Here is a 13,103-nt window from a genome sequence, read left to right as displayed (position 1 = left end):
TCATATTTGGTTAGGATGGTGTCACGATTGGAAAAGAAGAAAGATCAGGAAATCCTAGAGGATGAACTGAAGAAAAACGAAGACCTTGAAGAGGAAACTGACAAGGCTGAAACAAAGCAAGCTGAAGAAACTGAAGAAGTTGACGAGCTCACAGCCCTCAAAAAAGAAAATGAATCTTTAAAAGAAGCAAACTTGCGTGTGCAGGCTGAGTTCCAAAACTACAAGAGACGTACTGAAAAAGAGAAATCTGAAATTTATAAGTACGCCAATGAAAAAATAGTTGTAGAACTTCTGGCGGTTATGGACAACCTTGATAGAGCACTTGATTCGATTTCACACAATGCTGAAGATCATCAAAATGTATTAAATGGTGTTGAAATGATCAAGAAGTCCTTCGAAGATTTGCTTGAAAAAGAAGGCGTTCAAGTTATTGAAGCTGTTGATCAACCTTTTGATCCAAACCTGCATCACGCTGTGATGACAGAAGAAAAAGATGGTTGTGATTCGGATGTTGTTATTGAAGAATTCCAAAAGGGCTACAAGCTCGGCGAAAAAGTTGTAAGACCATCTATGGTTAAAGTATCTTGCTAATAGGGCAAAATCATTTAGAATTCGTAAACTTAAATAGAATGAAGGAGGAAATAAACAATGGCTAAAATCATTGGTATTGACTTAGGTACAACAAACTCATGTGTCTCAGTACTAGAAGGTGGAGACTCAACAGTAATCCCAAATAAAGAAGGTAATAGAACGACACCATCGGTTGTTGCATTTGCTAAAAATGGCGAACGTCTAATCGGTGAAACAGCAAAGCGTCAAGCTATTACAAATCCAGATAGAACAATTGCATCAATTAAGCGTGAAATGGGTCATGACTACCACGTGAAAATCGATGATAAAGAGTATTCTCCACAGGAAATTTCAGCAATGGTACTGACAAAGCTAAAAGAAGACGCTGAAGCTTACCTAGGCGAAAAAGTAACAGAAGCGGTTATCACAGTGCCTGCTTACTTTACAGATTCACAGCGTCAAGCAACAAAGGATGCTGGTCGTATTGCAGGTCTTGAGGTAAAGCGTATTATCAATGAGCCAACAGCAGCGGCACTGGCTTACGGTATGGATAAAACAGAATCTCACCAGAAGATTTTTGTATATGACCTTGGTGGCGGTACTTTTGACGTTTCAATTCTAGAAATTGGTGACGGTGTATTTGAAGTTCTTGCGACAAACGGTAACAACCACCTTGGTGGTGATGACTTCGACCAGAAGATCATTGACTGGATGGCAGAAGACTTTGCTAAAGAGCATGGCGTTGATCTACGTGCTGATAAAATGAGTCTACAGCGTCTAAAGGAAGCTGCAGAAAAAGCTAAAAAAGAGCTTTCAACAACAATGTCAACAAACATCAATCTACCGTTTATCACTGCAACATCAGCAGGTCCTCTTCACCTAAACATGGATCTTTCTCGTTCTAAGTTTAACCAAATGACAGAAGACCTGGTTCAAAAGACAGTTGAACCAATGAAAAAGGCTATGGCTGATGCGGGACTTAACCAATCAGACATTGATCAAGTTATCCTAGTTGGTGGTTCTACACGTATTCCAGCTGTACAGGAAGCCGTTAAGAAAATCGCTGGTAAAGATCCACATCAAGGTATTAACCCAGACGAATGTGTTGCTCTTGGTGCAGCTATTCAGGGTGGTGTACTTTCAGGAGATGTTAATGACGTTCTCCTACTAGACGTTACACCTCTATCGCTTGGTATTGAAACACTTGGTTCAGTATTTACAAAGCTGATTGAAAGAAATACTACAATTCCAACGAAGAAGTCACAAATCTTCTCTACTGCAGCGGACAACCAAACAGCGGTTGACATTCATGTTATGCAGGGTGAAAGACAAATGGCTAAGGACAATGTCACTCTAGGACGTTTCCAGCTTGATGGTATTCCTCCAGCACGTCGTGGTGTGCCACAAATCGAAGTAACATTTGATATTGATGCCAACGGTATTGTAAATGTAAAGGCAAAAGATATGGGCACTGGTAAAGAACAACACATTACAATTACAGCATCAACAAACCTTTCAGATGAAGAAATCGAAGCGAAGGTAAAAGAAGCTGAAGAATATGCAGAGCAAGATAAGCTTATTAAGGAAAAGGTTGAAACACACAACCAACTTGACACAATGATTTACGAAACTGAAAAGCAAATCGGCGAAATCGGTGACAAGGCAACGGCTGAAGAAAAAGCCAATGTGGAAGAAAAAATTAAAGAAGCAAAAGAAGCTCTTGAAAAGGATGAACTGGAAATCATGAAGTCTGCTCTAGAAGCGCTTCAAGAAGCATTCCAGCCAATCGCTCAAAAAATGTATGCTGAAGCACAAGCTCAGCAACAAGCTCAAGGCGCAGGCCCTGAAGCTGGAGCAGGTGCAGCAGACGATGTGGTTGATGCAGACTACGAAGTGGTTGACTAATCAGGCGAATCAAAACTATAAAATATTACGCTAATATTTGTGGGCATCTAAGAATTTAGATGCCTTCAAAGCGTAAAGGATTTATGTATTCACATATTATTTACCCAATTCTAATTTGGTTCCAAGATAAGCTATGGTATAATGTTGACCAGTTGAAATGCATAATCCCGTGAGGAAAGGCGGTATAACCTTTGAGTGATAAACAAGATTACTATGAGTTGCTCGGTGTGGATAGGAATGCTGATGAGACTGAGCTGAAGCGTGCTTATCGAAAAATGGCAATGAAATACCATCCAGACCGCAACCCGGACGATAAAGAAGCAGAACAGAAGTTTAAAGAAGTCAATGAAGCCTATGAAGTCCTAAGTGATAAAGAAAAAAGAAATCTTTATGACCAATTTGGACATGCAGGTGTCAACCAAAATATGGGTGGCGGCGGATATGGCGGCGCTGGCTTTGGCGGATTTGAAGACATCATTAATGAGATGTTCGGTGGTGGCTTTGGTGGCTTTGGCGGTGGATCTTCACGTCGTCAAGGACCGCGAAAAGGCAAAGATATTCGTGTGGATATAACTTTGACTTTTGAGCAAGCTGCATTTGGTAAAAAGCAAACCATTGAATTCTATAGAACAGAAGAATGTCCAACGTGTCATGGTGATGGTGCAGAACCGGGCACTGATGTTCATACATGTTCAAAATGTAACGGCAGTGGTGAAATGCGTGTGGCTCAACGTTCCCTATTTGGTGAGACAATTAGTGTGCGCGCCTGTGATGCATGTCATGGTCGTGGGAAAACTTTTGACCAGCCATGTCATACATGTAAGGGCAAGGGACGCGTCAAGAAGAAAAAGACCATTGAAGTGGACATTCCAGCAGGTGTATTCAATGGGGCTCAAATGAGTCTTCGTGCTGAAGGTGACTTGGGACACAAGGGCGGACCACGTGGTGATGTCATGGTTGTTATACGAGTGCAGTCTCACGAGTCATTCCAAAGAGATGGCAATGACATCTTCTTAGAAATGCCAATTAGCTACTCACAAGCTGTTCTTGGAGCGGAAGTAGATGTTCCAACCCTAGATGGCAAGGTTCAGTTTAAGATTCCACCAGGGACACCAAGTGGTAAGCAGTTCAGATTAAAGGGCAAGGGTGTTCCAGTTCTAAACGGATACGGACGTGGTGACCAGTATGTGAGAGTTTTTGTTGAAGTGCCTAAGAACCTAAATGGCAAGCAAAAATCGGCTCTTAAAGCCTTTGCTGAAGCTATGGGTGAAACAGGCTACAAAACAGTGGCAGATGATGCAAAAATAAATGCAGACACTCGAGAAGAAACAAGGGAAGAAAAAGGTTTCTTTGGCAAGGTGAAAGATGCATTTAGTGTGGATTAATAAAATATTGTTTCAAGTGGATTAGATCTCTTGAAAACTAGAACGGGAATGTTAGTACATTCCCGTTTTTTTTATGTCCGTCTTTTATGATATTAAAATTTAATAAAGGTTTTGCAAATTTGATTGGGGATAAAGTGAAATTATGGTAGAATAAATCGACTTATCAGAAAACTCAAAATATTATAGACTTACGGGAGAAAAGGGGAGAGTTGAAATGATTTTTACAGTTCAGGTGAAGAGTGAAGGTATCGTTATCAGGTGGACATCATAGAGCATTCGAAATGCTGTAACAGTGAAAACACTCACTTGCACAGCATTTTAAATTGTCCTGAATAATTCACTGTTGACGTTTGGTTTTTATTTAAACTGACATTTGAGGTGACTAAAATGTATAGAGTGTATCAGAACATAATAGAAAAAGCCACTATGGATCAAAATGATTTTCATGGTGTTGTAACAATTGCCGATCTAGGGAATGATCGTGCTGAATATGCCAATGGACTGGCTGAACGGGTTTTTGAAGTCCCGATTAATACGGATACGCGGTTTGGAATTGCCTCTGGCACCAAGGGGTTTACAGCCATTAGGATCCTGCAACTTATTGAAGAAGGGCGGATTCAACTGGATACGAAGGTAAATGACATCATACCAGGTGTTTTTAAAAATATTTCTGACAGAGTCACGATAAAACATGTTCTCATGCATACATCAGGTATGCCAGATTACTTCAACGAAGAAGAAATGGATGATTTTTCTGTACTTTGGAAAGACTTTCCCATGTATAATGTTTTGTCTCCAAAAGACTTGCTGCCCTTGTTCTCAGACGGTCAAATGAGGTTTGAGCCAGGTGAAAAATTTGAATATAACAATGGTGGATTTATCGCTCTAGGCTTAATTATCGAAAAGATCACTGGTCAAGCCCTAGACCATAATATTCACAACAACGTGTTTAAACGGGCTGAAATGAAATCAGCGGGGTTTGATAGACTTGACGCCCTTTCTCACAACTCGGCCGGTAGGCTATGTCAAAGATGAAAGCTTAGGTGGATGGAGAAGCAACATTTACTCACTGCCTGTTAAGGGCAATGCTGATGGTGGGGTCTTTGTAAACGCTAAAGACATGGAGGCTTTTTGGTCATCACTTTTGAATTCAAAAATAATACATAGAGACAGTTTCAATTTGCTAAATGAACATCATGTTCATGTGTCTAAAAATATTCACTATTCACTGGGCTTCTGGACAAAGCGAAATGAAGATGCCCTAGAGTGCATATATTTAATGGGGGAAGACCCAGGAGTTTCTTTTATGTCGGTCATGTTCCCGAACACAGGTATCTATTATTCCATATTATCAAATACCGTTGACGGGGTGTGGGATGTACACTTTAACATGTATGATGAAGTGAAAAAACTTATTCGCTAAAGACTAAAAAACTTGTTAAAATCTCGTGAATGAACAATCTATACCAAAAAGGTGTTGATTATAATTCTCAATTGGGTTATTATATCTTCAGGAAGAAACTTCCCAGCCCTTTTGATTTTCGAATCACCTATATCCGTGGGTGGTCCTTAGGGGATCATGGGAAAGTTTGTTAGATGATTATGAAGGAGATATATAAATATGATTAAAGTATGCCCAAATTGTTCAAACGTAGATTATGATGCACTTCAAGAAAAGTTCGGTGAAGATCATGTTGAACTGAATTGTCTAGGCGAATGTGGAATGAATGAAGACCAAAGTTTTGGCTATGTCTTTGATAAATGGGTTATTCATGATGAAGAAGACGCATTTATGGCAGATGTTGAAGCCAGAATGAAAGAAGGCAACTAAAAAAACAAACTGGTTATAGCTTTTTAGCCCCTGGTATCAAGAATATAGACTTGGTCTGGGGGCTTTTTATATGGTCTGGGTTTTAGAAATGAATGCCTAGCCCACATATAAGTTAGCAATGTCTTAATCGAGCGCCTTGCAAAATATCATTCAAGACCCCTCTTTGCACAAGATATAAATATTATAAAATGAAAAATTCTAAATAAGGTATAGTGAGGAAACAAATCTGTAATTTTGCAAGCGCATGGAGTGGTAAATAAAAATTCGACTCTAGTTTAATTTGCTATAATGACAGTGGTCTATTTAATTTATCAAGATTTTACAAGGAGGTTTTATGAGCACACTTCGAGAAGACGCTTTTGAGATTATAGAGAAGGCAATCAATGGGGTTATGCCGGAAAAATCTGTTGAAAAGGCTTTGTATGCAAATAAAGAGCTAATAGATGAAGTGAAAGGAGAGATAGTCTTAATTGCCATTGGAAAAGCAGCCTTTGCCATGGCAAGCAAGGTAGACCAAGTTCTAGGGGATAAAATTACTAAGGGGCTTGTTATAACGAAATATGGTCATCTACAAGAGGGGCTTAATGCTTATAAAAAAATCGAGGCGGGTCACCCTATACTGGATGAGAACTCTAGCAAGGCAGGTGAAGTGGCCACTCGTTACGTAGAAGGCTTGAATGAAGATGACTTGGTGATATTTTTACTCTCAGGTGGCGGGTCCGCTGTGTTTGAAAAGCCGTATAAAAATGTGACCATTCAAGACATAACCATTGTGACAGACCAGCTTCTGGCATCAGGGGCTAGTATTGATGAAATCAATACAGTCAGAAAACACATGTCAGATGTAAAAGGTGGGCGCTTTGCAGGCAAGTGTCCGAAAACTCCAATTTTAGCCATTGCTCTTTCTGATGTGATTGGTGACCGGTTTGATACCATCGCATCTGGTCCCGTTCATCCTGATATGACACGTTCTGAGATGGCGATACAAGTTCTAAATAAGTACAACATTTTCGCATCTGAAGCAGTGCGTGAAGCCATTCAAGACGAGACTCCAAAAGAAATAGAAAATGTGGTGGACTATCTTGCAGGGAGTGTAAAGGATTTATGTGGTCAGGCCGCAGTAAGTGCTCAGGCGCTGGGATACAAACCATTCATTATGACCACATCTCTTGACTGTCAAGCCAAGGAGGCTGGGGCATTTATAGGGTCAATTGCCAGAGATATTGCTTCAGGCACCGGTGAACATTACCCCCAAAAGCCTTGTGCCATAATATTTGGTGGCGAACCCGTGGTTCATGTCACAGGAAAGGGGCTTGGTGGCAGAAGTCAGGAAGTGGCCTTGTCTGCCGCTCGGTCTATAAAAGGGGTCGAAGGTGTAAGCATTTTCTCGGTGGGATCAGATGGTACGGATGGACCAACTGACGCTGCAGGAGGCATTGTGGATGGGGCGTCATACAATATCATGGCTGAAGAGGGCATTGATCCAGAGAAGGCCTTGCAAGACAATGACTCATATAGAGCCTTACTGGCAAGTGGTGACTTAATCATCACTGGACCTACGGGGACGAATGTGAATGATTTGATGGTTATTCTTGTTCGTTAGAAAAATATCAATTCCATTAATGATGTATTAAAATTCCATTAAAATGGATTATTCCCATTACCTTACTGGTATAATGTCACAAATAGTCTAAAGGAATAGACATTAGGGGGTTGTATTATGAGGTACTTGAAGAATTGGAAAGTATGGATGGCGTTATTAATGGTTGGCGTTTTCATGTCTCTTTATGGTTTTATCTATTTTGAATCCATTAAACAGCCAAGCGAGGCATGGTCGGGGTCTATTGTGGTGGATACCTATGATGCCAGTGTGAACTTAAATGAACCTGATAAAAGAATTGCTTTTGCAGTGGCACTGGAAGATAGAATTTTATATGTCAGTGGACATGACCGTGAAATTCAAATTAGGACATTTAATGAAGCGGGGAAAGTGACAGAAATAGAAAGCATTGAAACAGCCGGCATTATTTCAGAAATAGCAGGCGAAGTTGATGGCAACAAGCTATTGTTAACAACATTCACAGAAGACACAGGCACACTTGTTTTTTATCAGTTAGATCCGGTAAGTCTTGATATTGAAAGACAAGACGCTTATACATCAGATTACACAGGCTATAACCTTAGTTCCCAAGAAGTGACTCTATACAAAGACAATAGGATTGATGTCTATACTATAGATGGTGTTACAGAATACACTTTAGAGGGAAATGCACCAGTGACAGAAGCGGCATCAATTCTAGTGGAAGCTCAGCGACATGTAACATTCATCCGAAATGATCTTGGTAGCAATAAGTTAGGGCTTTTGGTGGATGACATTACTGGGGAAGAAGTTAGGGAAATTGAAACCATAAAGTCCAAGTCCACAACAAGTCCTACAAATATGCAAATATTAGATATAAATGGCCAAGTTAAGATACTTGTCACCATGATGGACTCCAGAACAAGCACGACGGAACTAAGAATTTACACCCAAGGGATTGAAGGGCTTGCAGGGGACTTTGAAAAAGAGACCATAGATCTACCATCATATAATGGCATACCGTATTACAGTGAAGCAAGCGAGGCTTTTGTTATTGGAATATTTGATACAAACTTGGGAAGAACAGAAGTGGCTCGAGGTAAATCGGTTTTTCCAAACTATTATATGACACCAAACTTTGAGAGAGGAACATATACCCAGCTTACAAACACAGAAATGATTGGACGAACCCCGTCTTTTGTTGTTTTAAATGGTTATGACTATCTCATTCACAATGAGTATGCCCAGGGTCAGGCTCAAATATACATGACATCAACAAACCCTGACTTTGTGAAAAGAAGTCAAAAGGTGGACGGCGATGGGCTTTTTGAAATTTTCATACGAACAGCAGTCAATTATCCTGCTATTATGTTCTCTGGAATTCTTCCAACAGTGAGCATACTCCTTCCGGTGCTTGCTATAGCATTACCGTTTATGATGCTAAAGCTTAGCTGGGTTGAGAGGAATAAGACTAAAACAATGTTGATTGTGTTTGGCATGTATACTTTAAGCAAATTTTATGTGTATTACACAGATATATTTGCTTCGTTTTCATCAGCCGAGATTTTACCAGCATATTTGACACCGCCAATAGGCCACTGGGGTGTTATGATGGGGATATCTGCATTGACGATGCTTATAGCCATGCGACGTGGCTATGAAGTCAAGGAGAGGAATGAGAGCTTTATTAAGAGCCTGGCTTTATACATACTTCTTGATGTGACAGTGCTCAATTTATTCTTCCTGCCCTATACAATCATCTAATCAAAAGAAAGATAGAAGCCTCATTCTTTAAGACTATATTGAATGAGGCTTTTGTAGTATAAAATATGCGTTCTATCTCCTAAAATATGTTTAATTGTGATAAGATAAAAATATAATTTAAGGGGAAGGGCGTAAATATGTTAATTGAACAAAGTGGAAGCATTGACACACTAAAAGTAGAAAATGAATTCGTTGCCCGTGAAATTGTGAAGTTGCAAAGGGAAGCCTATCGCATTGAAGCTAAAATCATAGGCTCTATAAAAATTCCACCAATGTATGATACAGTGGATTGTATAAAGATTTGCGATGAAACCTTTATCGGCTATAGGGTACAGCGCCAGCTTCTTGGCCTAATATCTTATAAATGTGAATATGGCATTTTAGATATTCATAGACTTGTTGTGAAGCCGGCTCATTTTAAAAAAGGTATAGCCACTCAATTGATTCAACATGTGCTAAAAGAAAATAAAGACGCACAAAAAATTATTGTTGCCACAGGGGCAAAAAACACACCCGCTATAAAACTATATAAAAATAATGGATTTAAAATCATTCGAGAGTTTGAAGTGGAAATGGGACTGCGTATTTCCCAATTAGAGTATGATAGTGATCTGCGCAGGAAAAAGAAAATTGACGGATTAGAAATACGAACCGATATAGTGGATGGAAGCCAAGTGCCCTTAAAGACTGTCCAAAGAGATGAAGCTGAAATGATGAATACTATTGAAACTTTTATCAAGCAGGATGATCTTGTACGTGCAGCAGTTATGAATGGTTCAAGGGTTAATCCCAATGTTAAGCCAGATTCCTTTCAGGACTATGACATAGTGTGTTTCACTGCTGATCCAATGATATATGTAAAGGATCAGTCCTGGATAGAAAAACTCGGTAGCCCCCTTATTATTCAACAAAATGACGTGGAAGTGGAAGACACCATTTATCCGATTTTCTTAATGCAGTTTAGCGATGGCAATCGTATTGACATGCAATTTTTTCCAGTATCAAAAATAGACAAACGGGATGAGGACTCTTTAGAAAAGCTAATCATTGATAAGGATGGTTTGCTTGGAAGCCTTGCTGAGCCGACTGATAAAATGTATCATACTCAAAAGCCGAGTGAAAAAGAGTTTCTTGATAAGATAAATAATATTTTTTGGTGCTCTGTGAATGTTGTAAAAGGCATACATAGGCAGGAATTTAATTATGTAAAGCGAATGCAGGAGCAAATCATAAGAGCTGATTTAAACACAGTTATGCGGTGGTATATAGCTTCAAAAAAGGACTGGTCAATTAATACAGGTGTTTTTGGGAAATGGATGCAAGCCCATCTAACAAAAGATCAGTGGGCCGATTATTTACAGACTTGTCCCGGAGACAGTTACTATGATATGTGGCAGGCCATGATTAAAATGATAGATATCACCAGCGAATATGGCAAAGATCTGGCTCAAAAGCTTGGTGTTTCCTATCCACAAGGGGATGAAGCGGGAATTAGGGCATACATTGCAATGTGTCCATACGATGATGCAAATTGACCAGAAAGACAAACAAAATGACAAACAAAAAGATGACCCTGCGAACAGGATCATAAAACAACTAAGGGGGTTGATATATTGTATCAGTCTTCATACTGGTGTAAGTGATCTAGGTCTTTCAACATCCAAGTGCGTTTTTCTTCTTTTCGAAGTTTGGAATCAATTGTTTTCCAAAACTGCTCGGAGAGTTCCTTGCGTTCTTTATCGGTGAGTTGTTTTCTTTTGGATGAAGTATTTTCTTTCATAAGGCACCTCCTTGACTTTGTAACTGATTATTTATTACATATATACCCGAAAGGGTGTGAATACAACGATAATAGGAAAATAAATGGAGGCGGCAATGGAAAAATGGGATATTTTGAATATTAACAGGGAGCCGACTGGGCGAATTGCCATAAGAGGAAAGGGCCTAGATGATGGTGATTACCACCTGGTTGTTTTAATGATTATAACGAATTCGAATAAAGAGATTCTTATAACAAAACGTAGTGCAATAAAAAATGAACCATGTTTGTGGGAAATCCCTGGCGGGGCTGTTACTGCAGGGGAGACTAGCCAAGAAGCGGCTATTCGAGAAGTTGGTGAGGAAGTGGGAATTTCTCTTAAACTAGAAGAAAATAAGGGTAAGATCATTGGTCAGAAAACCTATCAATCTCCCCGCGGATGGATGGTTGACATTTGGCATTTTGAAAAAGATGTTGATTTGAATGACTTGATACTTCAAGAAGAAGAAGTTTCTGATGCAAGATGGGTTACAAGAGAAAAAGTGATAGAGCTTATTGAGAAAGGGCAGTTTTTTAAAGGCCAAGTCTTTATTGATGAAGTTTTTAATAAGGGCATATTGTAATAGGTTCATTCTAAGTGCAGCAACAGTGCTTTAAATAAGTCGACATAGAAATACGAATATAAAAGAGCCACAGATTAAAGTCTGTGGCTCTTTTATGTTAATCTCACTTGTTTTGGATTTTTTCGAATGGCTTATTTTTTTCTAGGCGATTCGATTATCTATTTAAAGAAGTTGTTGGGAATTTAATGTGTCCCGCTTTCAACTCCTTTTTATCTAAGTCATCGTGTAGGTCTTCATATTCAGACGTTAGAGAAAATACCTTTGGGCTGAGAGCCAACATGGCTATCAAGTTGGGTATGGCCATAAGGCTGTTAAAAGAATCTGAAATATTCCAAATAACATTAACCTTATAGGAAGCCCCAAAAAAGACCAGACCAATCCAAATGGACTTGTATAGGTTGACAGCTTTTAAGCCGGCAATAAACTCAAGGCATTTGGAACCATAGTAATACCAACCAAGTATTGTTGAAAAGCCAAAGGCGATGAGGCTTAGAGACACAATCACGCCCCCCACAATAGGAAGTTGTGATTCGAAGGCTGTGGCCGTTAAGGCCGCTCCGTACAAGTTGTCCTTAATGCTCATAAGGCCATTAACCTTATTAATGTGGACAAGGCCTGAAGTTAAAATAACTATGGCTGTCATGGTGCAAACCACAAGGGTATCAATAAATGTGCCAATAGAGGCGATGAGTCCCTGTGCAACAGGATCTGGGTTCTTAGATGCTGCATGGGCAATAGATGCCGAACCAAGACCAGCTTCGTTGGTTAAGATGCCCCTGGCTAGACCGTAACGAATAACTGTTCCAAATAATCCGCCACCCACAGCTTGAGGGGAAAACGCATGGGTGAAAATCAAGCCAAAGGCACTTGGAACGATGTCAAGGTTTCTAAAAATGATTATAAGAGCGCCACTGATATATAAAACAACCATGGCGGGAACGATTTTTTCAATGACCTTGCCGATGGACTTAATACCGCCAAAAATGACTAAGGCCGTTGCAGATGTTATAAATGATCCTGTGATAAGGGGGGAAACCCCTGTCGTAACCTGTAAGGAATGAGCCACTGAATTTGACTGGAGCATGTTGCCAACACCAAAGGAAGCCATAAGGCCAAAGAAGGCATAAATCCAGCCCAACCAAGTCCAGTTACCACCGTAAAGTTCAGCCATGCCTGTTTTGATATAATGCATGGGTCCGCCGGATTTTTCGCCATGTTCATTGGTCACTCTGTATTTAACAGCCAAAAGAGATTCAGCATATTTAAGGGCACCGCCAAATAGGGCTGTCATCCACATCCAAAAAATCGCACCTGGACCACCTGCTGAAATAGCTGCTGCAACACCAACTATATTCCCTATGCCCAGCGTGGCGGCAAGAGATGTTGCCAGAGCCTGAAAAGGAGAAATATCCCCATCTTTGCAGTGGTTCTTTTGTGCTAAAAGTTTAAAGGCATATCCCAGTTTTCTAAACTGAATGCCTCTGGTACCAACCGTTAGTATAACGCCTGTGCCAAGGAGGAAAATGATCATGAAACTACCTGCTGTATAAAAATTGAAATCATTAATATACTTGTATATCATGGTCAAAAAAACACCCCCTCATGCTTTTGTATTGTAGATGCCTGCAAAATGACAAATTTCAATCGCATTTCGTAGGTCGTTCAATACTTTAAGTATAAGCTGGGT

12 protein-coding genes are annotated in these 13,103 nt (G+C 39.8%); 10 read left to right on the top strand and 2 right to left on the bottom strand.

Annotated elements, in window-relative coordinates; all coding sequences use genetic code 11:
• Positions 1-27 precede the first annotated feature (27 nt).
• From grpE to ACQ4KW_RS13430, 9 genes are all read left to right on the top strand, one after another.
• Complete coding sequence (gene grpE / locus ACQ4KW_RS13470) at positions 28-591, top strand: nucleotide exchange factor GrpE (protein ID WP_430883002.1); 564 nt, start codon at positions 28-30, stop codon at positions 589-591.
• 57 nt (positions 592-648) lie between these two features.
• Positions 649-2,475, top strand: a complete 1,827-nt coding sequence (dnaK, locus tag ACQ4KW_RS13465) for a molecular chaperone DnaK (RefSeq protein ID WP_430883001.1) — start codon at positions 649-651, stop codon at positions 2,473-2,475.
• A 191-nt stretch (positions 2,476-2,666) separates the two neighbouring features.
• A complete protein-coding gene (gene dnaJ / locus ACQ4KW_RS13460) occupies positions 2,667-3,860 on the top strand; it encodes a molecular chaperone DnaJ (RefSeq protein ID WP_430883000.1) in 1,194 nt (397 codons plus the stop codon).
• 387 nt (positions 3,861-4,247) lie between these two features.
• A complete protein-coding gene (locus ACQ4KW_RS13455; RefSeq protein WP_430882999.1) occupies positions 4,248-4,895 on the top strand; it encodes a serine hydrolase domain-containing protein in 648 nt (215 codons plus the stop codon).
• Positions 4,840-5,283: a hypothetical protein gene (locus ACQ4KW_RS13450; protein ID WP_430882998.1), complete on the top strand. Its 444-nt coding sequence runs from the start codon at positions 4,840-4,842 to the stop codon at positions 5,281-5,283. Before ACQ4KW_RS13455 ends, ACQ4KW_RS13450 begins: the two co-directional genes overlap by 56 nt.
• 198 nt (positions 5,284-5,481) lie before the next feature.
• Positions 5,482-5,691 carry a DUF1450 domain-containing protein gene (locus ACQ4KW_RS13445; protein WP_430882997.1) on the top strand — a complete coding sequence of 70 codons (210 nt, stop codon included), beginning with the start codon at positions 5,482-5,484 and terminating at the stop codon, positions 5,689-5,691.
• A gap of 334 nt (positions 5,692-6,025) precedes the next feature.
• A complete protein-coding gene (locus tag ACQ4KW_RS13440) occupies positions 6,026-7,294 on the top strand; it encodes a glycerate kinase type-2 family protein (RefSeq protein ID WP_430882996.1) in 1,269 nt (422 codons plus the stop codon).
• Positions 7,295-7,411: 117 nt separating this feature from the next.
• Complete coding sequence (locus tag ACQ4KW_RS13435; RefSeq protein ID WP_430882995.1) at positions 7,412-9,034, top strand: hypothetical protein; 1,623 nt, start codon at positions 7,412-7,414, stop codon at positions 9,032-9,034.
• A 137-nt stretch (positions 9,035-9,171) separates the two neighbouring features.
• The gene (locus tag ACQ4KW_RS13430; RefSeq protein WP_430882994.1) at positions 9,172-10,569 is read left to right on the top strand and encodes a GNAT family N-acetyltransferase; all 1,398 of its coding nucleotides are present in this window, start codon (positions 9,172-9,174) and stop codon (positions 10,567-10,569) included.
• 83 nt (positions 10,570-10,652) lie between these two features.
• Here the strand turns inward: ACQ4KW_RS13430 and ACQ4KW_RS13425 are convergent, their stop codons facing one another.
• Entirely contained in the window at positions 10,653-10,814 is a 162-nt protein-coding gene (locus ACQ4KW_RS13425; protein WP_430882993.1) for a hypothetical protein, read from the bottom strand.
• Positions 10,815-10,909: 95 nt separating this feature from the next.
• Between ACQ4KW_RS13425 and ACQ4KW_RS13420 the strand changes: the two genes are divergently transcribed.
• Positions 10,910-11,416, top strand: coding sequence for an NUDIX hydrolase (locus ACQ4KW_RS13420; RefSeq protein WP_430882992.1), 507 nt, complete (start codon positions 10,910-10,912; stop codon positions 11,414-11,416).
• Positions 11,417-11,570: 154 nt separating this feature from the next.
• Here the strand turns inward: ACQ4KW_RS13420 and ACQ4KW_RS13415 are convergent, their stop codons facing one another.
• On the bottom strand, positions 11,571-12,998 hold the full coding sequence (locus ACQ4KW_RS13415) for an alanine/glycine:cation symporter family protein (RefSeq protein ID WP_430886578.1): 1,428 nt from the start codon (positions 12,996-12,998) through the stop codon (positions 11,571-11,573).
• Between the last annotated feature and the right edge of the window lie 105 nt (positions 12,999-13,103).

The sequence above is a fragment of the Tianxiuia mixotrophica genome, assembly GCF_050596425.1.
Taxonomy (GTDB): Bacteria; Bacillota; Clostridia; order Peptostreptococcales; family Acidaminobacteraceae.
Note: the sequence above shows the minus strand (reverse complement) of the source record. Positions and strands in the feature narration are given on the sequence as shown.